The organism is Bradyrhizobium sp. USDA 4449 (assembly GCF_054056275.1).
This window is the reverse complement of the sequence record NZ_JBSRYD010000001.1, coordinates 2,171,823-2,194,362: the sequence shown is the minus strand read 5'-3', so window position 1 is coordinate 2,194,362 and position 22,540 is coordinate 2,171,823. Positions and strand designations below refer to the sequence as shown.

At 64.0% G+C, this 22,540-nt stretch carries 20 protein-coding genes and 2 pseudogenes; 10 read left to right on the top strand and 12 right to left on the bottom strand.

What is annotated here, in order from left to right; translation table 11 throughout:
• Positions 1–171: 171 nt before the first annotated feature.
• The 9 genes and pseudogenes from ACVIIW_RS10440 to ACVIIW_RS10400 form a co-directional block, all read right to left on the bottom strand.
• Positions 172–1,266 carry an HD-GYP domain-containing protein gene (locus tag ACVIIW_RS10440; RefSeq protein ID WP_456700655.1) on the bottom strand — a complete coding sequence of 365 codons (1,095 nt, stop codon included), beginning with the start codon at positions 1,264–1,266 and terminating at the stop codon, positions 172–174.
• A 249-nt stretch (positions 1,267–1,515) separates the two neighbouring features.
• Positions 1,516–3,801, bottom strand: coding sequence for a molybdopterin cofactor-binding domain-containing protein (locus tag ACVIIW_RS10435; RefSeq protein ID WP_456700654.1), 2,286 nt, complete (start codon positions 3,799–3,801; stop codon positions 1,516–1,518).
• Positions 3,798–4,289, bottom strand: a complete 492-nt coding sequence (locus tag ACVIIW_RS10430) for a (2Fe-2S)-binding protein (RefSeq protein WP_092231998.1) — start codon at positions 4,287–4,289, stop codon at positions 3,798–3,800. The genes ACVIIW_RS10435 and ACVIIW_RS10430 overlap by 4 nt, the downstream gene beginning before the upstream one ends.
• 282 nt (positions 4,290–4,571) lie before the next feature.
• Positions 4,572–4,749, bottom strand: a pseudogene (locus ACVIIW_RS10425) (transposase); the annotation flags it as partial.
• A gap of 612 nt (positions 4,750–5,361) precedes the next feature.
• Positions 5,362–6,084 (bottom strand): energy transducer TonB family protein, encoded by a 723-nt coding sequence (locus ACVIIW_RS10420; protein ID WP_456700653.1) that lies wholly within the window; start codon positions 6,082–6,084, stop codon positions 5,362–5,364.
• Positions 6,081–6,512 (bottom strand): TonB system transport protein ExbD, encoded by a 432-nt coding sequence (exbD, locus tag ACVIIW_RS10415; RefSeq protein WP_456700652.1) that lies wholly within the window; start codon positions 6,510–6,512, stop codon positions 6,081–6,083. The genes ACVIIW_RS10420 and exbD overlap by 4 nt, the downstream gene beginning before the upstream one ends.
• A gap of 3 nt (positions 6,513–6,515) precedes the next feature.
• A complete protein-coding gene (exbB, locus tag ACVIIW_RS10410) occupies positions 6,516–7,337 on the bottom strand; it encodes a tonB-system energizer ExbB (RefSeq protein ID WP_456700651.1) in 822 nt (273 codons plus the stop codon).
• 38 nt (positions 7,338–7,375) lie between these two features.
• The gene (locus ACVIIW_RS10405) at positions 7,376–9,484 is read right to left on the bottom strand and encodes a TonB-dependent receptor (protein WP_456705126.1); all 2,109 of its coding nucleotides are present in this window, start codon (positions 9,482–9,484) and stop codon (positions 7,376–7,378) included.
• A 378-nt stretch (positions 9,485–9,862) separates the two neighbouring features.
• Positions 9,863–10,285: a DUF2946 domain-containing protein gene (locus ACVIIW_RS10400; protein WP_456700650.1), complete on the bottom strand. Its 423-nt coding sequence runs from the start codon at positions 10,283–10,285 to the stop codon at positions 9,863–9,865.
• A gap of 206 nt (positions 10,286–10,491) precedes the next feature.
• Here ACVIIW_RS10400 and ACVIIW_RS10395 point away from each other — a divergent pair, with 206 nt between their 5' ends.
• The 4 genes from ACVIIW_RS10395 to ACVIIW_RS10380 all read left to right on the top strand — a co-directional run bounded on the left by ACVIIW_RS10395 (position 10,492) and on the right by ACVIIW_RS10380 (position 12,925).
• Positions 10,492–11,256 (top strand): alpha/beta fold hydrolase, encoded by a 765-nt coding sequence (locus ACVIIW_RS10395; protein ID WP_456700649.1) that lies wholly within the window; start codon positions 10,492–10,494, stop codon positions 11,254–11,256.
• 22 nt (positions 11,257–11,278) lie between these two features.
• The gene (locus ACVIIW_RS10390; RefSeq protein ID WP_456700648.1) at positions 11,279–11,620 is read left to right on the top strand and encodes a hypothetical protein; all 342 of its coding nucleotides are present in this window, start codon (positions 11,279–11,281) and stop codon (positions 11,618–11,620) included.
• A 51-nt stretch (positions 11,621–11,671) separates the two neighbouring features.
• The gene (locus ACVIIW_RS10385) at positions 11,672–12,343 is read left to right on the top strand and encodes a dienelactone hydrolase family protein (protein ID WP_456700647.1); all 672 of its coding nucleotides are present in this window, start codon (positions 11,672–11,674) and stop codon (positions 12,341–12,343) included.
• Between the two features lie 99 nt (positions 12,344–12,442).
• Positions 12,443–12,925, top strand: a complete 483-nt coding sequence (locus ACVIIW_RS10380; RefSeq protein ID WP_456700646.1) for a hypothetical protein — start codon at positions 12,443–12,445, stop codon at positions 12,923–12,925.
• Between the two features lie 18 nt (positions 12,926–12,943).
• On the opposite strand, the gene ACVIIW_RS10375 is transcribed toward ACVIIW_RS10380, so the two are convergent.
• The 3 genes from ACVIIW_RS10375 to ACVIIW_RS10365 form a co-directional block, all read right to left on the bottom strand.
• A complete protein-coding gene (locus tag ACVIIW_RS10375; RefSeq protein WP_456700645.1) occupies positions 12,944–13,684 on the bottom strand; it encodes a polysaccharide biosynthesis/export family protein in 741 nt (246 codons plus the stop codon).
• A 131-nt stretch (positions 13,685–13,815) separates the two neighbouring features.
• The gene (gene msrA / locus ACVIIW_RS10370) at positions 13,816–14,472 is read right to left on the bottom strand and encodes a peptide-methionine (S)-S-oxide reductase MsrA (protein ID WP_456700644.1); all 657 of its coding nucleotides are present in this window, start codon (positions 14,470–14,472) and stop codon (positions 13,816–13,818) included.
• A gap of 203 nt (positions 14,473–14,675) precedes the next feature.
• Positions 14,676–14,993 carry a hypothetical protein gene (locus tag ACVIIW_RS10365; RefSeq protein ID WP_092231981.1) on the bottom strand — a complete coding sequence of 106 codons (318 nt, stop codon included), beginning with the start codon at positions 14,991–14,993 and terminating at the stop codon, positions 14,676–14,678.
• 388 nt (positions 14,994–15,381) lie between these two features.
• Between ACVIIW_RS10365 and rpsT the strand changes: the two genes are divergently transcribed.
• The 6 genes and pseudogenes from rpsT to ACVIIW_RS10335 all read left to right on the top strand — a co-directional run bounded on the left by rpsT (position 15,382) and on the right by ACVIIW_RS10335 (position 22,188).
• Positions 15,382–15,648 carry a 30S ribosomal protein S20 gene (gene rpsT, locus ACVIIW_RS10360; RefSeq protein WP_084808323.1) on the top strand — a complete coding sequence of 89 codons (267 nt, stop codon included), beginning with the start codon at positions 15,382–15,384 and terminating at the stop codon, positions 15,646–15,648.
• Between the two features lie 1,272 nt (positions 15,649–16,920).
• A complete protein-coding gene (gene dnaA, locus ACVIIW_RS10355; protein ID WP_456705125.1) occupies positions 16,921–18,333 on the top strand; it encodes a chromosomal replication initiator protein DnaA in 1,413 nt (470 codons plus the stop codon).
• Between the two features lie 261 nt (positions 18,334–18,594).
• Positions 18,595–19,713, top strand: a complete 1,119-nt coding sequence (gene dnaN / locus ACVIIW_RS10350) for a DNA polymerase III subunit beta (RefSeq protein ID WP_456700643.1) — start codon at positions 18,595–18,597, stop codon at positions 19,711–19,713.
• A pseudogene (locus ACVIIW_RS10345) lies at positions 19,710–20,085 on the top strand (endonuclease domain-containing protein). Before dnaN ends, ACVIIW_RS10345 begins: the two are co-directional and overlap by 4 nt.
• Before the next feature lie 89 nt (positions 20,086–20,174).
• Positions 20,175–21,311 carry a DNA replication/repair protein RecF gene (recF, locus tag ACVIIW_RS10340; protein ID WP_456700642.1) on the top strand — a complete coding sequence of 379 codons (1,137 nt, stop codon included), beginning with the start codon at positions 20,175–20,177 and terminating at the stop codon, positions 21,309–21,311.
• Between the two features lie 118 nt (positions 21,312–21,429).
• Positions 21,430–22,188, top strand: a complete 759-nt coding sequence (locus ACVIIW_RS10335; RefSeq protein ID WP_456700641.1) for a hypothetical protein — start codon at positions 21,430–21,432, stop codon at positions 22,186–22,188.
• Positions 22,189–22,540 lie beyond the last annotated feature (352 nt).

Genomic DNA, 22,540 nt, shown 5'->3' with positions numbered 1-22,540 from the left:
GCACCGGAAGTCCGCAAGCGCTGGCGAGCGGCAAAGCGCCGCGGATGTCGCTCCAGCTCGTCAACAGAAGATCGATGTCCGGCCGCGCGACGCCGGCGTCGGAGGATTAGCGTCGCTGGAGACGGCGGCGAAGGCGGAACTCAGGAAGCCGGTCGAGTGACGGCAGCCGGATCAGAACGATCCCAGCGCCACCGGCCGGAACGCCTGCAGCAGCTGTTGGTCCAGCTTGCCGCCCATGCCTTCCATCATCGTGAAAGCACGCGAGTGCGTGAACGGCATGCGGTAGGCGCGCTTCTCGACCAGAGCCGCATAGATGTCGACGATCGTCGTCAGGCGCACGATGTCGCTGATCTGGTTCGACGACAGCGCGTTGGGGTAGCCGGAGCCGTCGAGGAATTCATGGTGATGCAAGACGACGTCGAGCATCTCCGGCGGGAAGCCGCCTTGGGCTGCGAGCGCGTCATAGCCGCGGCGCGGATGCTGTCGAACCTCGGCCATCTCCTCGTCGGTGAGCTTGCCGGCCTTGTCGAGCAAATGAGAGGGAACGAAGGCCTTGCCGACATCGTGCAGCAGCGCGGCGCGGGTCAGCCGGCGCTGGTCGTCCTCGCGCATGCCGAGGTGCTGCGCGAAGGCGACCGCAAAGCCGGTGACGAACAGGCAGTGCCGGTAACTGCCGACATGATGGCAGCCGACGGTGGTGAGCCATTCGCGCAGCGAGGAGTGCTTGATCGCCTTCAGGATCTTGTTCTCGGCGGCGATGACGTCGTCGAACGTCAAGGGGATGCCGAGCGGCAGCTTCTCGAACATCTTCTTCAGCACCGTATGCGCCGCCTCGACGCCGCGGTTGAGCGTCTTGCCGCGATCGGTCGCGTCATAGGTCGCGGTATCGGGGAATGCAGCGCGGATGCGCTGGAGGATGTCTTCCGGCTGCAGCGGTCGCGAGATGGTGTCGGTGGCGCCCAGCGCCCAGGCCTGCATGGTGCCGTGGTGCAGGGCGTCCGCCAGCACGAACAGCCGCGGCATGGAACGATAGGCGTCGCCCCGCAGCTTGTTGCGCACCCGCTGCACGCTCTCGGGCGAGCGCAGGTTGATGTCGACCACGAGGCCGGAGAGCGCGCGTGACGGCTGCTCGGGGATCTCCTGCGTCGAGACCGTCGCGACGTCGCCGACCGCCTTCAAGATGCTGGCGAGCTCGCTGCTCTGGTCGCTGCGATCCGAAGCCAGCAGAAGCTGGCGTTTGGTGGCGGATTTGGCTGGCGCGTTCATGGCTTCCCCAAAAGCACGGGAGGGTATTTGGCATCAGCCTAAGCCGGATCAGGTTCTCCGGCCCTTAAGAGGCATGCTCAACGGAGGCTGCCGGAATTCCACGCAATTTTACGGATCGCCTCCCCACGAACGCGAAAACAACCCCATGCGCAGTAGAACGGCCCTTGAAAACACTCGCTTTTTCGCAACAAAAATCCGCCGGAGGTCGCCCTCCGGCGGATCGTTCTTGGTGCGGCAGGACGCCCCGCCTTACGCCTTCATCGCCCCCTTCACGGCCTCCGCCGTGATCGGCAGCGCGCGGACGCGGGCGCCGGAGGCATTGAAGATGGCGTTGCCGATGGCGGGCGCGACGACCGTCACCGCCGGCTCGCCGACGCCGGTGGCCTTCTCGCCATTGGCGATCACGGCGACCGCGACCTCCGGCATCTGGCTCATGCGCAAGGGCGTGTAGCTATCGAAGTTGGTCTGCTCGATGCCGCCGTCCTTCAGCGTCGCCTTCTCGTACAAGGCCAGCGACAGGCCCCACAGCGCCGCACCCTCGACCTGGGCGCGGATGTTGTCGGGATGCACCTGCGTGCCGACATCGGTTGCGACCGTGAGCTTCTTCACGGTCACCTCGCCTGAGGGCGCGACAGCAACATGCGCGACGCAAGCGGTCCAGCTTGCGGTCGCACGTTCCTGTGACGACACGCAGGCAACGCCCATGCCCTCACCCTTCGGCAGCTTCTTGGTGCCGTAGCCTGCAAGGCCCATCGCGGCGAGTAGCGTGTTGCGCAACCGCTGCGCGCCGCCGTCGTTCTTGCCCGCGCCGTCGAGCAGCGAGATGCGATACTGCGCCGGATCCTTGCCGGCCGCGACCGCGATCTCGTCGATCATGCTCTCGACCGCCCAGAAGGTCCAACCCGGCGCCACCGAGCGGAGCTGGCCCGACGGAGTGGCGTTGTGCGCCATCTCGTTCTTGATCGCGCGCACATTGTGGTTCGGCACGGTGTAGAAGAAGTCCGAACCGTTCACGGTGAACGCGTCGAGCGGGCCCTTCTTGTCGACCGAAGGCGACAGGAAGTCGGGGATGCCCCAGCGCTGGGTCGGCCACGCCGAGACGACGTCGTGGCTGAGCGCGACGAGCTTGCCGTCGCCGTCAATGCCGGCCTTCACTTTCTGGTAGGTGAGCGGACGCGAGAAATCCATCGTCATGTCGTTCTCGCGCGTGTAGATCACCTTCACCGGCTTGCCGACGGCCTTGGCCGCCTGCACTGCCGGCACCATCATGTCGGCATCTAACCTGCGGCCGAAACCGCCGCCGAGCCACATCTGGTGCATCACCACGAACTTCGGATCGATCCCGGCAGCACCCGCCGCAATCGCGCCGGAGCGCGTCGCGAACTGATTGCCGGAATAGATGTGCAGGATGTCGCCCTTGAACTCCGCAGTGGCGTTCATCGGCTCCATCGGCGCATGGATGTTGATGCTGGTGGTGTATTCCGCCTCAAGCACCTTCGCCGCCGTGCCGAGCGCGGCGCCGACATCGCCATCCTTGACGAAGAACTGGCCGGAATCGTCGAGGCCCTGAAGCCGCTTGGCCTCATCGAGCAGCGACTCGCTCGACAGCTTTGCATTCGGCCCGCCGTCATAGCTGACCTTCAGCGCTGCCGCGGCCTTCTTCGCGTTGGCATAGGTATTGGCGACCGCAACGACCCAGCCCGTCGTGGTCTGGGTCTTGTCGTCGAGGGTGACGGCCTTGATGAAGCCCGGCACCTTCTTCGCATTGCTGTCATCGACCGATTTCACCGTGGCGCCATAGCGCACCGGCGGCGTCACCACCGCGCCATAGACCATGCCCGGGATCATCACGTCGATGCCGTATTTGGCCGTGCCGTTGCTCTTGGAGGGGATGTCGAGCTGCGGCACCGAGACACCGATCATGGTGTATTGATCCGGCGTCTTCAGCTTGATCGCCTTCAGCTCGTCGGGCGTGAAGGTTTTCGTTGCCTTGCCGCTCCTGACGACATCGGCGAACGACATCTGCTTCTTCGACTTGGCATGCGAGATCACGGAATCCCGCACCACGAGCTCGGAAGCCGGCACGCCCATCGCAGTGGCGGCGCCTTCCGTCAACGCCATGCGTCCGGCCGCACCCGCCCGGCTCATCGCGTCGAAGTTCATCATGGTCGACCAGCTGCCGCCGGTGATCTGCGCCCCGAGGACCGGATCGTTGAACTTCGGATCGTTGGAGGCGAGATTGACCCGCATGTCACTCCACTTCGCACCCAGCTCCTCGCAGACGATCTGCGCCATGGTGGAGGCGATGTGCTGGCCCATGTCGGCCTTGCCGCAGGTCACGGTGACCAGGCCATCGGGCGAGATCGCATACCAGACGCTCGGCTCGAAATTGGCCGGCGCCGCGGCGAGCGCTTCACCAATGCCGGGCACGCCGGCATAGCCGAGCACGAGGCCGGCGGCGGCGGTGCCGACCAGGAAGGAGCGGCGGCTGAGCTCCGTCGTCTCGGCTGTGATGGTCTTCACGTGCTCGTTCATGTGGGCCTCCGCTCGTTGCCGGCGGCGGATGCGGTGCGCATCTCGGTGGCGGCGCGCATGATTGCCTTCTGGATCCGCGAATAGGTCATGCAACGGCAGAGATTGCCGTCCATATGCGCCACGACCTCTTCCTTGGTCGGATTGGCGTTCTTCGCCAGCAGCGAAGCCGCCTGCATGATCTGCCCGGACTGGCAATAGCCGCATTGCGGCACCTGCTCGGCGATCCATGCCTTCTGCAGGGGATGGTCACCCTTGGCGGAGAGGCCTTCGATGGTGGTGATCTTCTTGCCGGCGACGTCGCCGACCATGGTCTGGCACGACCGTACGGCCTCGCCGTTGACGTGCACGGTGCAGGCACCGCACAGGCCGGCACCGCAGCCGAATTTCGTGCCGGTCATCTGCAATTGTTCGCGGATGGCCCAAAGGAGCGGCGTGTCGTTTGCCGCGTCCACGGACATACTCCGCCCGTTGATCGTGAGCGTTGGCATAGGCGTCTTCCCCTGCCGGTGCAATGAAGCCGCTTACGGCGGCGACTTGAATGGCGGACGCCCACCGGGCTGGCCTCCGCCTTGCGCGGAACAATGATCGGGTTCGTGCGCGGAGGCAAATGCAATTTGGAATCGATCGAAACAATGTCGGCAGTCGCTTGTTGTGCGTTGCGACAACGGCGCTGACGTTAGCGACTGGACACAAACAGGCAGCGTGGCGAGACATGCATCCATCGCAACCGTGACGGTTTCCTCCAAGTAACCTTGCGGCCAACCGGTTGAACAGGTGGCGCATAGACCGAACACGTCCGGTAGATCACGCCAAGCTGGTCCCTGATCGCAATATCCAGAGGATACCATTGAGGACACGACGGTCGTTGACCAGAGGAGCGCCACGCGGCTTGTCCTCGGCCTGATCGCGGTCAATCAACGGCCCGCGAGTTCTTCGCACTGCTCGAATCCCCAGTTTTGGAATTTTGCGGAACGAACATCCGGCCAGGAGCAAATCAAGAAAGCACTCAAACTTGATGCACCGGATTACGCCGGACAATACTTCGCGGCTGGCGCGCCCTTCATTTCCTGATAACTTTGGCCGCACAAGTGCATTTGCGAGATCTTGCTACTCTTGAACCGGAGCTGGCATGTGGATGCGCTACACACGGTCTTTGCCGGTTTCAGCCGCAGCCCTGCTGCTCTTGCCTGCCTGCCATTCACCAGCATCCGCTTTCGGCGCTCTGGCAAGTCGGGACCCTCCCTGGAGCTCGGAACGTATCGATCGTTTGCCGCCCGAGATTCGAACCGCCGTCACGCGCATGTGCGGGAATGAGACGCGCGCCGCCCACTATTTTGCGACGTTCTTGGACAATTCACGGATCATAAAGCTGCACTTCGAATATCTGCAGTGCGATGAAGCGCGGGTTTGCAGGACCAGCAATTGCCTGCGGCAAGTATACATCTCAAGGGGCGGTCGTTACCGGCTCCAGCGAAGCTACTACGGCGGTGACTGAATGCCATTGGTTCTGACATCGCGTCGGAGCGCGAGCATATTGGCCAGCCAGCCCCGCAGAACAGCTCAGTGATGGAAGCTGATCGGGACGTTGTAAGTCTCGAGGTCGCCCGGCTTTTCGGACGGAAAGGCTGGGAAAGGACTGGCTCGACGGAGGATCGCGAGGGCCTCCTGGTCGAGCACTTTGTGGCCCGACGATTTCGTCACCTCGCTTCGCGTCACGTCACCCTTGCGGTTCAGCACGAAGCGAACAACGACCGTGCCCACCTCACCGCGTGCCGCAGCGGGATAGCGTTTGAAGCGTTCCAGATGACCGGCAACGAGAGCATCAAAGCGGTTCGAAGCGGCTTGCGTAAACTGGCCGACCCGCTCGCTGTTCGGCGGCGCGCGGGTTTCCGGGGCGGGCGGCGGCGCTTCCGGCTTGGGCTCCTCGACCCGCTTGGGCTCGGATTTCGGCAGCGTCACGTCAGCTTGTTGTTGCGGCGGCGGTGGCACCTCCTGCTCGATCTTCTGCTCCTCGGGCTTGGGCGGCTGCCTTGGCGCTTCCTCGGCCTGCTGCATGGCCGGTCCGACCGCCAGATCCTGCGTCTGAACCTGGGGCGAAGAGGCCTCCATCGGCGCAAGCGAGACGGCGATGGCCGGAATGATCGTAGGCGGGGCCGGCCGACGCGCGTACCACAGCGCGATCGAGGCAAGGATCGCCACATGCGCAGCCACAACGATGCACGCCGCCAGGGTCCAGCGCGAAATTCCCCGCTTGTCCGGCAAGTGTAGTGCGAATGCGTTCATGGTTTCTGCGCCGGCGTCTCCAGTCCGACCAGCGCCAGCTTGAGATAGCCGGCGTCGCGCAGAACGTTCATGATCCCCATCAGTTCGCCGTAACTGAGCGCCTTGTCGCCGCGGATGAAGATCGTCTCATCCTTGTGCGCGCCGGTCGCCGTGTCGAGCGTGGTCGCGAGCTCATCGCGCGATGCGGTGACGTCGCCGACGGCGATCGTCCCATCCGACTTGATGGTTACGAACACCGGCTTGTCCGGGCGCGGCTGCTCGGGAGCGGTGCTGGCCGGCAGATTGACGCCGATGTCGACGGTTGCGAGCGGCGCAGCCACCATGAAGATGATGAGCAGCACCAGGATGACGTCGATGAACGGCGTGACGTTGATCTCGTGCTGGATCTCGAGATCTTCGCTGCCCTTGGAACCGAGTCGAATGGCCATGGCCTACTCCGCCGCCCGGAACCGCATCGACGCCGGGGCATTCGCACTGCGGCTGATCATGAGAAGAAGCTGCGCCGAGGCATCGCCGAGCAATACCTTGTAGCCGCTGATCACCCGCGCAAGATGGTTGTAGATGACGACCGCGGGGATCGCCGCGACCAGGCCGACCGCCGTGGTCAGCAGCGCCTCGGCAATGCCGGGCGCGACCACGGCGAGATTGGTGGTATGGGCCTCGGAAATGCCGATGAAGGAGTTCATGATGCCCCATACAGTGCCGAACAGGCCGACGAAGGGCGCCGTGGCGCCAATGGTCCCCAGGATGCCGACGCCATGCGACACTTGCCGGGTCATTGCCGCCTCGACGCGCTCCAATCGCAAGGCGACACGCTCCTTGAGCCCGTCATCGACGATGAAGCCGGAAAGTTCGGCCTCGCGCGCCGTGGAAAGCACGAGCTGCGCCACGGCATCCCGTGCGCCCTCGCAGTCCCGAAGCGCCTCCGACAATTGCGGGCCGCTTTCCAGCATCTTCAGCCGTCGCCGCACGCGGCTGGCTGCCAAGCGCAGCTCGATGGTCTTGGCGAGCCAAATCGTCCAGGTCACGAGCGAGGCAAAGGCGAGCCCGATCATCACCGCCTTCACGACAATGTCGGCATTCACAAACATGCCCCATGGCGACAAATTTCGCGGCAACAGCGGATTTGGGGCGTCACTCTGGGCCAGCGCAGCGGTGGACGTCGCCAGCAACGCGACGAGGGCACTTGCAGGCGCGAGCAGCCGTGCCAGGCCGTGGGCTGCGGTCCGTGATTTGCGATCGGTGTGACGCATCTGGTTCTCGTCTCTATCGTAGTTTCGCATCGCTTCGCTCAAAGCTTCTGGGACATGCCGAAGAAGAAGCCGCGGCGCGGCCCGAATTGCGGGGCGAACACGCCGATGCCGGATCCGTCCCGGATTTCGTAAACCGTGTCGAACAGGTTGACGACGTCGAAGCGCAACGTCGTCGGCTTCTTGTCGTCGAACCATTTGAATTCGTGCGAGACGCCGAGATTCACCTGCGAATACCATGGAAGCGACGAGGTGTTGGCGAAACCGCTGCGTAGGCCACTGCCGTAGAGCACGTCCATCGAAAGACGAGTGCCATTGTCCCACTTGTACGATGCGCCCGCCGACCCCGAGACCCACTGGGAGTGATCGGTGTAGACGTAGTGACTGGCGATATAGGCAAGCTCGTCGGCACCGAACAAGAACTGGTTCGACACGACGTTGGTCGCAGTTTGTCGCGCATAAGCGATGTTGGCATAGGCGCGGAAATGCGTGTCGCTGTATTTCGCCGAAAGCTCGACACCGTAATTGTCGCCCTTTTCGTAGTTGAACGCGGTCAGCACGTAGGCGGCGCCGAACTGCCCATCATCCAGCAGGTCCCTCGCCATCTTGTAGTAGCCGTCCACGCCGACTTCGAGACCCGGCAAGAGCTTCTGCGTGACGCCGACGTCGAAATAATGCGAACGCTCGGGGCGAACCGGATCGGCGAGGTTCACCTCCGGCTGCTGCGTGGTGTTTTGCACCAGGCCGAGGTTGGTCGGTGCCGCCAGCACGAGCTGTGGCGGCGTGAAATACCTGGCATAGCCGGCGTGGAACACCGTGCCGTCCCACGGGGTATAGCTCATGCTGATGCGCGGGCTGAGCTGGTTCGCATCCGTGTACTGCATCATCTGATCGAACCGCAGCCCGTAGTTCAGAGTGATCCGGTTCGTCACCTTCCATTCGTCGCCAATGTAGGTTCCGAAGAGAAAACCGGTCTTGCTGCTTTGATCGAGCACGTTGAAGGGAGCATCGAACGGCGCCCCGGTCACGTCGAGGGGGAGCAGAACCGACCCGTTGCCCACGAACGCATTCTCGGCGCTGACCGTGAAGCCTGCGTGCAATGTATGAGCGTCCGAGACGCGGTAAGCCGCATCGGTCTGAACGCCGTGGGTGAGGCTGCTACGGTAGACATCCGACGCCACGCCATTGAAGACGAGATCGCCGATGACATCCGGCACGAAATGGACGCTGCTGTAGCGGTTGAAATAGGATGTCTGCAGATCCAGCCCGTTGCTGGAGTATTGCAGCGCCAGCACGTTGAATGAATTGAACTCGCGCTGGTTCTCGTTGAGATTGGCGGAATTGAAGTCGGACACGCCAAAGGCCGTGTACTGAGGCGTCTGGCTGGGATTATTGGGAATCTGGAAGCGACTGTTGGAGACACCGCCCATGTAGACGATCCGAGTGGTGGGATCGACGACAGTGGAGAGGTAGGCAAACCCCTTGCCCTGGTCGGTATGATCGTGGATCGCGTTGTTGGAGGGGGTCGGATTTTCCAGGCCGAGATTGCTGCCGAAGTAGCGCCCGGAGACGAAATATCGGGTGTTGCCGACCGTACCACCCCATTCGGCATAGGGCGTGATGGTCTCGTGGCTGCCGCCATAAATGCCGACCTTGCCGGTGTTGTCGAAGGCGCTCGACTTGGTCTGGATGTCGACCACGCCTGCGGTGCGCAGGCCGTATTGTGCCGGCAGCGCGCCGGTGATCAGTGCGAGATTGCCGACAATCCCGGTGTCGAGAATCTGGCCGAATGCACCGACGCCGTCGGGCAGCATGATGCCATTGATTCGATATTGAACATTGGCGTGCTCGTTGCGGACATGCAGATCGCCGCCGGCCGCGGAGTCCTGACTGACGCCGGGTGCCTGCAGCAACACGCGATCGAGCGAGGTATTCTCGCCTTGCGGCAGGGCCTCAATGGCCTGCTGCGTCATCTGATAGGGGCTCGTACCGGTCGGCGCCACAATGGTCTGGCGAGCTGCATCGAAATGCTGGTTCTGCTCGGTGACGACCTGAGCCTGCGTCGGCGCCGGCGGCTGGCTCCTGACGACAACCTGCGGAGTCGGCGGCTTGGGCGCCCGGCGCCGTTCGACCGGGGCGGCGACGCGCACCTCCGGCAAAGGCTTGCCGGTTTCCGCCTGCTCAGGTGCAGCCGGCGGAGGGGTGGCACTCTGCTGCGGCGTCTCCTGCGGCGCAGGGGTAGCGGCGGGCGCAGGGATTGCGTTCGACGGTTGCGGCTCCGCTGTGGCGGCTGGTTGAGGCGCCCTGTCTTGTGCCGGCGCTGCCGTGCCAGCAAGGGCGAGCAAGCTCAATGATGATACAGAGACCAGCGCTTTTCGGCGCTTCGACGTAAACTGAAGACCCATGACGGCCTGACCAGATCTGCACTTGAATTGCTACAGATGCCGTGCGGCCATCCCGAAAGGGAAAGGAGCTTGACCACTCGTGGTGGCGGGGCTCCGCACGCAGCGGCATAGCGGGCAAGAGGGTCAGGAAACGGGAGGACCGCGCGACTGGAATGGCGAGCGATGGAGCGCAATGACGAGGCGAATGGGCGTCGCTCTGCGATCAACAGCGGTCTCGTCAAACTTCAGCAGGATTGCGGGCGGCGTCGGGGCCAAAGCGTTGGCCAGCGCAGCGGTCGCCACGCAAATCGGGCATAGATGGTCGGGGTGGGAGTCGCTGGAATGCCCCTGGGCCTTACCGTTGTCGGAGAGAGTAAGAGCGCCCACGATGGAACTGCGCTCCGACGCATTGCCCACGTGAACATGCCCAAAGGACAGCGCAAAGTTCACGGCAAGCGCGAAAAGCGCAAGCCATGAACCCAGTCTGGCACTATCCCGAAACCAGCGCATTTTGAGCGAGTTCTCATCCGCGCGGCGCCATCGCCGCGAGGACTTATCGTAGCCCATCGAAACCCGTCTTGAAAGGGCAAGGGATTTTCGAGAATCGGGCCTGGATGGCCGGCTCGGGGCGCCCGTTGACATGCAAATGTCCGAATGTGGCTCTTCGCGGCATATTGAACGGCCGCGCGGAGTTCGATCGCTAATTCGGACGCATTCGTAGCCTCACGCCGCGGGATTGTGGCTACACTGTCCAGAACAGGAAGGGTGGAGACATGCCAAGGATCAACCGCGACGGCGTCGGCATTTATTACGAGGTTCACGGCGAGGGGCCGCCGCTGCTGCTCACGCACGGCTATTCCTCCACCTCCGCGATGTGGCACGGCCAGATCGAGGCGCTCGCGCGCGACCACAGCCTTATCCTGTGGGACATGCGCGGCCACGGACAGTCCGACTACCCCGATGATCCCAAAGCCTATAGCGAAGCACTCACCGTCGGCGACATCGCGGCGATCCTCGATGCTGTCGGCGCCACCAGCGCCATCATCGGCGGGCTGTCGCTCGGCGGCTACATGTCGCTTGCGTTCTACCGCGCCCATCCGACACGCACGCGTGCGCTGCTGATCATCGACACTGGGCCCGGCTTCAAGAAGGACGAGCCGCGCGAGGCCTGGAATGCGCGGGCGCTCGCCACGGCCGACAAGCTCGACCAGGAAGGACTCGCCGTGCTGAAAGCGGCAACGCGCGAGCGCGCCACCGCCAGCCATCGCGACGCCAAGGGACTGGCGCTCGCCGCGCGCGGCATGCTGACCCAGCGCGATGCCAAGGTCATGGAGTTGCTGCCCGAGATCAAGGTGCCGTCGTTGATCGTGGTCGGCGCCGACGACACGCCGTTCCTGGCGGCGTCGGATTACATGGCAGCCAAGATCCCCGGCGCACAAAAGGTCGTGATCCCCGCGGCCGGACACGCCGTCAATATCGATCAGCCCGAGGCTTTTGTTGACGCCGTGGTGCCTTTCCTGAAGAACTTGCCGGCGTAGGCGGCGAACGGGGATCAAGACGATGAGGCGGACAATCTTGGCTGCGGGCGCAGCGCTTCTCTCGGTGGCAGCGTCGGTGCAGGCCGAACCGTTCGGCACGGCGCCGCTGCGCCGTCCCTTCGTCGAGACCCTGTCGAACAACACGCCGCTTGCGTTCGGGATGGACGCGGACCAGACCGCGCACGCCCTCGGACAGCCCCTGCAATATGTCCGCGGACGCCGCGGCAACGAGATCTATCTGGCGCTTCGCGAGCTCGGCGGCAGCGGCCTGGTGCCGTCCCGCAACCGCCTGTTCCTGCAATTCCGTCACGGCCGGCTGGCAGGATGGAAAGAGGATTACGGCGACAACTGGATGTGGGAGTGAGCGGCAAACGCGAGCGCCTGCATGGACGATCAACAAAGAAGGACAACCCGCGTGGGACAAGACATCAAACTGACGGCGTCGGACAACTTCCAGCTTGGCGCCTATCGCGCCGATCCCGCAGGCCACCCGAAGGGTGCCGTGGTGGTGATCCAGGAGATTTTCGGCGTCAATCACCACATCCGCTCGGTCTGCGACCGCCTCGCCGGCGAAGGCTATGTCGCGATCGCGCCGTCGATCTTCGACCGGACGTCGCCGGGCTTCCAGTCCGGCTATACGCCCGATGAGATCGCGGAAGCGCGCAAATTCGTCGCCAATCCCGACTGGGCGGCGATGCTGCGCGACACCCAGGCCGCGATCGACGCAGTGAAAAGCACAGGCCCGGTCGGCATCATCGGCTTCTGCCTCGGCGGCAGCATCGCCTTTGTCGCGGCGACGCGACTGAACGGCCTGAAGGCCGCGATCGGCTATTACGGCGGCGCCGTCGTGCGCTTTGCGGATGAGACCCCGAAGGTGCCGACGCAACTGCATTTCGGCGAGAAGGATCAGGGCATCCCGCTCACCGACGTCGAGACCGTCAAGACGAAGCGGCCCGACGTCGAAGTGTTTACCTATCCGGGCGCGCAGCATGGCTTCCATTGCGACGAGCGGCCGAGCTACGACAAGGCGAGTTCCGACATCGCCTGGCCGCGCAGCATGGCGTTCTTTGCCAAGCATTTGAAGTGACGCCACAGGCGTCATCCCGCGAGCGGAAATCGGGTGGCTGCATCACGGCGCGCGGCGATAGAGCTGGCTGACCAGGCCAGTTCACGCCGGGAGATCGTCATGCAGCAGCCCAACACCAACCTCGTCATCCGCAACCCGTTCGGCACCATGGACGTGCCTGATCCCGGCGACGCCGAAGTCATGCACTACGCGGTATCAGCTGCGTTGGCCGGCGATGCCGACGACGTCAATGCGGCGCATTGGGCATCCCTTCCGGCGCCGTCCGACCCGCTCGAGGGCACCTGGGCGAGCCGCTGGAACGGCGGTGCCGATCCGACCATTGCCGGCGATAAGCCGGAGAGATGGAAGCAGGGCCGCGCGGAGGTCCGTGTCGTCGGCGAACGAATCTATCTGCGCTTCGATTGGGACGAGGGCCGACGCCACGGACTGATCGATGCCGTGCGCGACGGCGGCAATGGCCTGATCGGGAAATACATCAACCTGACCAATCCCGCGATCGTCAGGCCATGGATCGGTCTCGTGGTCGATGCCACGCGCATTGACGGCTGCTTTCCGAACGGCCGGCTTGATTTCAGACGCTGAACGAGGCGCGGAAAGCGTCTAGAACCAGCGCTCGCCCACGAACACGGTGTCGCCGGGGCTGACGGGCGTGCCGAGCGGCACGACAGCGCGCATGGCGCCACCGGCTTCGGTGTGAGTCACGGTGACCACGTCGCGCTTGGCGCGCGGCGAGAAGCCGCCGGCGATCGCGACCGCGCTCTCGACCGTCATGTTGGGCACGTAAGGATATTGGCCGGGCGCTGCGACCTCGCCGAGAATGAAGAACGGGCGATAGGACTCGATCTCCACGGCGACCGACGGCTCGCGGATATAGCCGTTGCGCAGGCGCGCGGCGATTTCACCGGCGAGCCCCGCCGTGGTGCGGCCACGCGCCGGCACCGCGCCGATCAGCGGCATGGTGATGGAACCGCCGGCATCGATGGCGTAGCTGTTGGTGAGACCTTCCTGGCCGTAGACCACCACGCGCAGCTTGTCGCCGGCATCGAGATGATAGGAGGCGTCGTAGCGCACGGGTGCAGCGACCATCGGCGCGGCATAAGCGACCGGCACCGGCGCGGGACCCGCGGCAAAGGAGTTGGCGAGCGCATCGATGGCGCCGCCGCCATTGTTGGCAACAACGGCCGGCTGCGGCGCGCTGTAGGGCTGGCCGTAAGCCATGGTGTCGAGATCGGGACGGGGCTGCATGTACGCGACGGAGCCGGTTGTCTGCATGCAGCCGCCCAGGTTCAGCGCGGCGGACGCTGCCAAGATCGACCATCGAAACGCGCGTGCAACCGGCACCGGACCATCCCTACCGACGAGACGGCTCCAGTGATGCACCGTTATGGTTAATAAAGGGTTGAAGGGCAGACCGCGGCCGCACCCTCCCCTCCAGGGCAGGGTAAGCACGACGTCGCTTCGACGACTTGCAATTACGCGCTCACGCCCACGCCGATGGGACACGACACGCCGGTGCCGCCAAGGCCGCAATAGCCGGCGGGATTCTTCGCCAGATATTGCTGGTGGTAGTCCTCGGCGAAATAGAACGGACCCGCGGGCGCGATCTCGGTGGTGATGGCGCCGAGGCCCTTTGCGGCGAGCGCTTTCTGATAGAGCGCCTTGGATTCGTCAGCCGCCTTCTTCTGTGCACCGGAATAGGTGTAGATCGCACTTCGGTATTGCGTGCCGACGTCGTTGCCCTGGCGCATGCCCTGCGTCGGGTTGTGGTTCTCCCAGAACGTCTTCAGCAGCTTCTCGTAGGAAATCTTCTTCGGATCGAACACGACCAGCACCACTTCGGTGTGGCCGGTGCGGCCCGAGCAGGTCTCTTCATAGGTCGGGTTCGGCGTATGACCGCCGGCATAGCCGACGGCAGTGGTATGGATCCCCTCGCCAAGCTCCCAGAATTTCCGTTCGGCGCCCCAGAAGCAGCCGAGCCCGAACACGGCCTGCTCAAGGCCATCGGGGTAAGGCGGCTGCAACTTGCTGCCGTTGACGAAATGGAAGCTCGCAGTCGGAATCGGCTGCGTTCGGCCGGGCAGCGCGTCGGCCGCGCTCGGCAACGTGGTGGACTTGCGCATGAACAGCATGATGGGATCTCCGAGAAACGAGCTGGCGCGCGCCTGAACCAGGTGTTCAGGCGGCGCGCTCGCGATCGAGTGGGAATATAGGTCTCTACGGAGGAAGCGGCAGTCTTGTTAGGTCGCCATTCGCGAGATCAATCCCGGCGGGAATTGAAGAGATCAATCCCGGCGGGAATTGAGCAGATCAATCCCGGCGGGAATTGAGCAGATCAATCCCGGGAATAGCCGATCAGCGGCTTGCGCGGGCGGAACACGATCATCAACACGATGCCCAGAATGCCCAGAACGGCGAAAACCGGCTGGTCGAGCACCAGGCGGATCACCGAGGTCCAGAGCCAGGGCGCCTTGGCCTCGACCCAGGTCCGGAAGGCGGATTGGCTGGCCTGGTTGATGTCGTTCCAGAACTGGCCGAACCGGGTGAAGCGCAGGGTCTGGTCGGCCACCCAGCGGGCGCCGTCATAGACCACGAAGAAGAACCCGCAGGCCAGCAGCAACAAGCCAATCAGACGGAAAAAGCCGCGGATCATGCCTCACCCTATATGCCCGCCCGACCGGACGAGCCCTTGGAAATGCCGTCAGCCAATAGCCGGGAGACGGCAGAAATTCAACCTCATCAGGGCGTTACGGCCGCCCTTGGCACGCCCTCGGACCTGCTTTTCCAGCCCCTAAAGCGTTGACGGTGCCAAAGACGCCCTCTATAAGGGCGCCAACTGGCGGTGGGCGCAATCCTGCCGCCGCTGTTCTTTGAGCAGTTGCAGGCTCTTTTGAGCCTCAGAGATGGCCGCAAAGCCATCGCTCATGTTCCGGGGACGGCCCAGCAACCGAACACCCTAAATCCGAGCGTCGATTCCGCGGTCAAGCTGCCGGCGCTATCAGACCAAGACGCGACCGGTACCCGCAAAGGACATTGAGACCATGGCCAACACCACCTCCGCCAAGAAAGCGACGCGCAAGATCGCCCGCCGCACCGCTGTCAACAAGTCGCGCCGCACCCAGATGCGCGGCGCCGTGCGTAACGTCGAGGAAGCGATCAAGACCGGCGATCGCGCCGCCGCCGTCAAGGCGCTCGCCAGTGCCGAGCCCGCGCTGATGCGTGCTGCCCAGCGCAACATCATTCACAAGAACAACGCCAGCCGCAAAGTCTCGCGCCTCACGGCGCAGATCGCCAAGCTCGCGAAGTAAATTCGCGAAGCAAGTTGTTCGCGCGAAGCCGATCGCTTCATTCGATCGGTTGATGCGAACATCGCATTCGGCAATCAGCCCGGCTTCGCGCCGGGCTTTTTGTTGCCTGTCACAATTCACGGCTTCTGTCTTTTCGCCAACACGTCATTCCCTCGAAGACTCCTCTCGTCTCCGCCGAGCGGTATCCGTATTTTACCTGTCGCTGTTTTTGCAACACCGGAAACTTCTCATCGCGGTGCAAAAAACCCCTGCAGGGCGGGCTCAAAGTTGAATTCATGCGCGCGCGGTTCTGCACACCGTAGTTTCACCGGATCAGCTTTCGCGCTCGGGTTACCCTTCCAAACGAGACTCAAAAAACGATGGCTCGCTAATCACTTATCGACATAGCAGCGACAAGCATTTGGAAAATTCGCGCGCGCGGCGCGTGCGTGACGATTTTGTAAAAATTTTTTGGCGTGAGGGGAGTCGTTGTCACACGATGCGTGCGATTTTCGATTCTGTGCACGAATCCAAAAACTTGGTCTCAAGCCTGTGAACAACTCGTGCGCGACGTTAACGCTGGTCAAGTTTTTTGACGCCTCAAGTGTGAATCAATTTCGTTGCGAGTCTTTCCGCTTAGTGTATTCCTTAAGTCGTTCGCGGCGCCCACGATCTTGAGACCAGCGCGGTTTAAGAAACGAGGCGAGCGTGCAAATCGGCGGCGGTGTGCACGTAGGCGACGCTTCAACAAGCGATTGTCGGATCAAACCCATAGGAATATGGGAACGGTAGCTCTTTGTCTTGATGTCTCCAAGCGAGATCCTGGTGATCCCGCTCGCGCCTTGTGCAGAAGAGACACATTGGGGCTGCCCCGACACGCGTGATGGCGAAGCCGAACGGACAACGTGTGCAGACGGGCAGGACATCCGCGACTGGAGTACGGCGCGGGAGTTCTTTTACGCAGGACCTTGCCGTGAGCAATCACGGCAGGACGGGGAGGTATCATGTCCTACGGACTCAACGCGGTGTTGACTGAAGTATCATCGTCCAACGGTGCCGTTTCCAATCCGTCCTGCGATCATCCCCCCATTTGTGAGAGCGCGCACAGTACGCGCTGACCTCGCGACCCCTCCATCCCTGACATCGCTGATCTGACCGACGGCGTTCCCGCCGGATCGTTGAGCTATGCCTGAGGATGGACTCGCTCGAGGTCGCGTCACCGCAGAGGTCCTCTTGGGAACTCTGGGTGGCGTCCACCACGCAACCTTATCTCTCAAGAAAAGTTTTCAAATGATGACGACATCGGAACAGGATCGCTGGTCGCGCGTGAAGAATCGCCTGCGCACGAACGTTGGCGAAGACGTCTATACGAGCTGGTTTGCGCGCATGGATCTCGAGGGCGTGCAGGATGAGAGCGTGCGGCTCTCGGTGCCCACCCGCTTCCTGAAGAGCTGGATCCAGGCCCATTATGCCGAGCGCGTGCTGTCGTGCTGGCAGGCCGAGATGCCGGAAGTGCATCGCATCGATCTCACCGTTCGCTCCGCCGTGCGCCCCGTGGTGCAGCCGAAGGAAGCGCCGGCCCCCGTCGAGATGCGCCGCGCGCCTGCGCCGGAGCTGCGTTCGACCGCGACCGCGCCGGTGTCCGCCAATCACGATGCGCTCGGCGGCTCGCCGCTCGATCCGCGCCTGACCTTTGCAAGCTTCGTCGTCGGCCGCTCCAACACGCTGGCGCATGCCGCCGCACGTCAGGTCGCCGAAGGTCGGCGCGGCGATCCCGTGATGTTCAACCCGCTCTACATTCATGCGGGCGTCGGCCTCGGCAAGACGCATCTGCTGCAGGCGGTGACCTGGGCCGGCAATTCCGGCAACGAGCGCAAGGTGCTCTATCTCACTGCGGAAAAATTCATGTACGGCTTCGTCGCTGCGCTGAAGACGCAGACGGCGCTGGCCTTCAAGGAAGCGCTGCGCGGCATCGACGTGCTCGTGATCGACGACCTGCAGTTCCTGCAGGGCAAGTCCACGCAGGCCGAGTTCTGCCACACGCTGAATGCGCTGATCGATGCCGGGCGCCAGGTCGTGATCGCGGCCGACCGTCCGCCGTCCGATCTCGAAAGCCTGGACGATCGCGTCCGCTCGCGCCTCGCCGGCGGCCTCGTGGTCGAGATGGGCTCGCTCGGCGAGGAGCTGCGCCACGGCATTCTCCAGTCGCGCGTCGCAGCCGCCCGCACTCACCATGCGACGTTCGAAGTGCCCGAGGAGGTGCTGACCTATCTGGCGCGCGCCATCACGCATAACGGCCGCGACCTCGAAGGCGCGATCAACCGCCTCTTGGCGCATTCGAAGCTCAACAACCGGCCGGTGACGCTGGAAATGGCCGAGCACGAGGTGCGCGACCTGATCCGCCCCTCGGAGCCGAAGCGGATCAAGATCGAGGACATCCAGCGCGTGGTGGCGCGGCAGTATAACGTCAGCCGCTCCGACTTGCTGTCGTCGCGCCGGACCGCGAATGTGGTGCGGCCGCGCCAGGTGGCGATGTACCTCGCCAAGACGCTGACCCTGCGCTCGCTGCCGGAGATCGGCCGCCGCTTCGGTGGCCGCGACCACACCACCGTGCTGCACGCCGTCCGCAAGATCGAGGCGCTGGTTTCCAAGGACAACGCGCTGTCCGAGGAGGTCGAGTTGCTCAAGCGCCAGCTGCAGGAATAAACGGCCGAGGAATAAACGCCTAAGGCTCCCGCCAATCTGCCGCCGCTCCGGCCACGCCGGGGCGGCGGTGGTGTTTTTGGCTGTAAATCGTGGGGAACCAGCCCCCAATCCCTTGAAACGGATGGCTTTCCGCGCCACTTTACGCGGCCCCGACGGCTTTTCGATCCTCTCCGCGATGATCCAGCTTTTGGGGCCTTCGGTGCCGTGGCGCGCTCTCCTCCGCCCGGCTTTTTCATCTTTGGGGATCGGGCGAGTAGTGCAATGAAGGTTACGGTCGAACGCGCGCAACTCCTGAAATCGCTGGGCCATGTCCACCGCGTGGTTGAGCGCCGCAACACGATTCCGATCCTGGGCAACGTGCTGGTCCGCGCCGAGAACGCGAAATTGTCGCTGAAGGCGACCGACCTCGACCTCGAGGTGACGGAGACGCTTGCAGCGGAAACCGCGACCGCGGGCTCCACCACCGTGCCGGCGCACATGTTCTACGACATCGTGCGCAAGCTGCCTGACGGCTCGCAGATCGTGCTGGAGGCCGACGGCGACCGCGCGGTGCTGGCGATCCGCGCCGGCCGCTCGCGCTTCACGCTGCAGACCCTGCCGGAGAATGATTTCCCCGATCTCGCCGCCGGCGACCTCTCGCACTCGTTCAGCCTCGCCGCCAAGGACGTCAAGCGGCTGATCGACCGCACCCAGTTCGCGATCTCCACCGAGGAGACGCGCTATTACCTCAACGGCATCTATCTGCATGCCGCCGGCACGGCGAAGGCCGCGACCCTGCGCGGCGTCGCCACCGACGGCCACCGCCTCGCCCAGCTCGACCTGGTGCAGCCCAAGGGCGCCGAAGGCATGCCCGGCGTGATCGTGCCGCGCAAGACCGTCGGCGAGGTGCAGCGCCTGATCGAGGACACCGAAGCCGAAATGACGATCGAGCTGTCGCAGGCCAAGATCCGCTTCACGATCGGCAATGTGGTGCTGACCTCCAAGCTGATCGACGGCACCTTCCCCGACTACGGCCGCGTCATCCCGCAGGGCAATGACAAGGAGCTCGTCGTCGACAAGAAGGATTTCGAGAACGCGGTCGACCGCGTCTCCACCATCTCCAGCGAGCGCGGCCGCGCGGTGAAATTGTCGCTGTCGCCAGGCAAGCTGGTGCTGTCGGTGACCAATCCGGATTCCGGCAGCGCCACCGAAGAGATCGAGGTCGAGTACGCCTCCGACGCGCTCGATATCGGCTTCAACTCCCGTTACCTCCTCGACATCGCCGCCCAGATCGAAGGCGACGTCGCAGTGCTCCGCCTCGCCGACCCCGGCTCGCCGACCCTGGTGCAGGACAAGGACGACAAGAGCGCATTGTATGTGCTGATGCCGATGCGGGTCTGAGGGGGGGTGGTCCCTCGCCAGATCCACACCATCGGCCGACCGCCAAGCATCTTCGCCAATTCGCGAAGAACATGCGGCACGAGCCGACAGGTGCGGAAGCAGCTATGTGGCGTCTGCCGGGGGATCGTCGGCTATCCGCCTCCAAGTTTCGCCGACAAGTTCCGATCGAGAATTACGTTCTTGATTTCGTCTGTTTCGACGAGCGCCTCGTGATCGAGTTCGACGGCAGTCAGCATGCGGAATCGCAACGCAGCTCGGCATGCCGTACTTTTCGGTGAGGATTTCTCAATCGCCCGCTATTGGAACAACGACGTGTTGCAGCAACCCGCTTCCGTGTTGGAGGACATTCCTGCAAAGCTTGCCGGGCGGTAAGATACCCCTCGCCCGTCGCCTCACTACGTGAGGCGCCACCCTCCCCCACAAGGGGGGAGAAAAGCAAAGCCCGGCAATGACGAGCCAACATGACCCCCTCCCGCATCCATCGCCTGACGTTGACGCATTTTCGCAATTATCGGGCGGCGGGGCTCGAGACGGCGGCTGACATGGTGGCGCTGGTCGGGCCGAATGGGGCAGGCAAGACCAATTGCATCGAGGCGATCTCGTTCCTGTCGCCGGGACGCGGCTTGCGGCGCGCCACGCTGGAGGATGTCGCCGACAACCAGGGCGATGGCTCCTGGGCCGTGTCGGCTCAGGTCGAGGGCGCGCTGGGGCTGGCCACGCTCGGCACCGGCCTCGAGCCGCCGCGCGCAGATGCCGCGATGAGCCGGCGCTGCCGCATCGACCGCGAACCGGTCAATTCCGCCTCCGCCTTCGGCGACCACATCCGCATGGTGTGGCTGACGCCGGCGATGGACGGCCTGTTCATGGGCGCCGCGTCCGAGCGGCGGCGCTTCTTCGACCGCCTGGTGCTCGCGATCGACGTCGAGCACTCCAGCCGCATCAACGCGCTGGAACGTTCGCTGCGCTCGCGCAACCGCCTGCTCGAGACGCGCAATTACGACGACCATTGGTGTGACGCGATCGAGCGCGAGACCGCCGAGCTCGCCGTCGCGGTCGCAGCAACACGCGGCCAGACCGCAGCGCGCCTCACCGGCATGCTGAATTCGCGCGCGCAAGCCTCTGTCTTTCCCTCCGCGCAAATCGCACTCGACGGCTGGATGGAGAATGCGCTGCTGAGCGAGACTGCGACCTCGGTCGAGGACCGCTACCGCCAGATCCTGCGCGACAACCGCCCGCGCGATGCGATCGCCGGCCGCACCACCGACGGCCCGCATCTCACCGATCTTCAGGTGATTTACGCGCCGAAAAGCATGCCCGCGCGCGACGCCTCAACCGGCGAGCAGAAGGCGCTGCTGATCGGGCTGGTGCTGGCGCACGCGACGCTGGTTGCCGAGATGACCGGCATCGTGCCGCTGCTCTTGCTCGACGAGGTCGTCGCCCATCTCGATCCCAACAGGCGCGCCGCGCTGTTCGACGAGCTGCGCAAGCTCGGCGCGCAGGTGTGGCTGACCGGCGCGGATCCGGCTGCGTTTGCCGAGATCGGCGCAGGCGGCGAAGTCTTTGACGTCGAGAGCGGACGCGTTTCCGCGCGGCGATAGCCTGATGCCTTGAACCCCGCTTATTCGGGCCGCGACTAGGACTGTAAGGCCGCTGCCTACGGTGTCGCAGCCGTTGCAATCGCGCGATCGACACGCGCGATATCCCTGGAGAAGAACCATGATGACGGTCAGGCCCGGGACCAAGGTCCCGGCGCGATGGCGGCTGTTCGTGTGCGGCCTCGCTCTGCTCGCGTGCAGCCTCGCCGCGGCAACCACGACCGGATGGATGCCGCATCTGCCGCCGCTGTTCTCGTCCGAGCTCGCGCCGGATCCCGATGCCGCGTTACCCGCGCCGACGAGGACCAGCTATCGCGAGATCGGCACCACAAAGATGCTCGGCAGCGCGACTCCGCTGCGCACCAAGCTCGCGGCCCGCATCCCCGCAGGACTTGACGAGGTGCTCGCGTTCTACCGCAGCGAGCTCGGCAAGCTCGGCTGGCAGGAGCAGCACGATGACGCCGTGATCGCCAGCGATCACGTCAGGCTCGCCTTCGTCACGCCGCTGGGACCGGCGGCGCTGGAGCTGGACCGCAAGGAGAGCAGCACCCTGGTCAATCTGGTGCAGCGAAACAAGGAGGCTGCCGCCATGGCGCATGTGATGCCGACGCCCGGCCGCGCGGCGCTGATGTTCACCAATCTCGGCGATAAGGAGGCCGTGCTCACGCTCGACAACCACACCGTCACGCTTCCGCCTCGTGCCGGCAGGGAGCGCCCCGAGGCGCCGCTGTTCAACATGCCGCCGGGCAAATATTCATACGCGTTGAAGGTCGACGGCCGCTCGAACCGCGACACGACGATCGAGCTCGCGGCCGGCGATGCCTGGGAAGTCACGGTCGGTCCCGAAGGCGATTTGTGGTCGCCGCTCCAGCTCTATTGAACCTGCGCCGTTCCCGCCGCGACCAGCTGTCTGGGCCGGGCATGGCGACCGGTACCATCACAGTGGCCGCAGGCGAGGCTTGGTCCCTCAGATTGGGGGAGGACGACAGGAAGCCTGATTAGAGCTCCTGAACCAGAGGACCGTTCCGGGCGCCAAGGCGCCTCGGAACAGGCCTCTGGACCCCGTACAAATCCACGCCTTCGAAGGACCGAAAACGGGGTCTCGAATCGGGCTTTTGGCGAGGCTCGGAATCGGCCTTCACGGGCCTTGAAACCGGGCCCAAAAACCCTATCTGCTCAAAGGGTTGCCGGGAGATACTTTGCGCTAGGCGCAAGCCCTCTTTCATGGCACA

Excerpts from the sequence above, each read along its gene's own strand:
- ACVIIW_RS10440 (WP_456700655.1), bottom strand. The coding sequence starts at position 1,266 with ATGAACGCGCCAGCCAAATCCGCCACCAAACGCCAGCTTCTGCTGGCT.
- ACVIIW_RS10435 (WP_456700654.1), bottom strand. The coding sequence starts at position 3,801 with ATGAACGAGCACGTGAAGACCATCACAGCCGAGACGACGGAGCTCAGC.
- ACVIIW_RS10430 (WP_092231998.1), bottom strand. The coding sequence starts at position 4,289 with ATGCCAACGCTCACGATCAACGGGCGGAGTATGTCCGTGGACGCGGCA.
- ACVIIW_RS10420 (WP_456700653.1), bottom strand. The coding sequence starts at position 6,084 with ATGAACGCATTCGCACTACACTTGCCGGACAAGCGGGGAATTTCGCGC.
- exbD (WP_456700652.1), bottom strand. The coding sequence starts at position 6,512 with ATGGCCATTCGACTCGGTTCCAAGGGCAGCGAAGATCTCGAGATCCAG.
- exbB (WP_456700651.1), bottom strand. The coding sequence starts at position 7,337 with ATGCGTCACACCGATCGCAAATCACGGACCGCAGCCCACGGCCTGGCA.
- ACVIIW_RS10400 (WP_456700650.1), bottom strand. The coding sequence starts at position 10,285 with ATGGGCTACGATAAGTCCTCGCGGCGATGGCGCCGCGCGGATGAGAAC.
- ACVIIW_RS10395 (WP_456700649.1), top strand. The coding sequence starts at position 10,492 with ATGCCAAGGATCAACCGCGACGGCGTCGGCATTTATTACGAGGTTCAC.
- ACVIIW_RS10390 (WP_456700648.1), top strand. The coding sequence starts at position 11,279 with ATGAGGCGGACAATCTTGGCTGCGGGCGCAGCGCTTCTCTCGGTGGCA.
- ACVIIW_RS10380 (WP_456700646.1), top strand. The coding sequence starts at position 12,443 with ATGCAGCAGCCCAACACCAACCTCGTCATCCGCAACCCGTTCGGCACC.
- msrA (WP_456700644.1), bottom strand. The coding sequence starts at position 14,472 with ATGCTGTTCATGCGCAAGTCCACCACGTTGCCGAGCGCGGCCGACGCG.
- ACVIIW_RS10365 (WP_092231981.1), bottom strand. The coding sequence starts at position 14,993 with ATGATCCGCGGCTTTTTCCGTCTGATTGGCTTGTTGCTGCTGGCCTGC.
- rpsT (WP_084808323.1), top strand. The coding sequence starts at position 15,382 with ATGGCCAACACCACCTCCGCCAAGAAAGCGACGCGCAAGATCGCCCGC.
- dnaA (WP_456705125.1), top strand. The coding sequence starts at position 16,921 with ATGACGACATCGGAACAGGATCGCTGGTCGCGCGTGAAGAATCGCCTG.
- dnaN (WP_456700643.1), top strand. The coding sequence starts at position 18,595 with ATGAAGGTTACGGTCGAACGCGCGCAACTCCTGAAATCGCTGGGCCAT.
- recF (WP_456700642.1), top strand. The coding sequence starts at position 20,175 with ATGACCCCCTCCCGCATCCATCGCCTGACGTTGACGCATTTTCGCAAT.
- ACVIIW_RS10335 (WP_456700641.1), top strand. The coding sequence starts at position 21,430 with ATGATGACGGTCAGGCCCGGGACCAAGGTCCCGGCGCGATGGCGGCTG.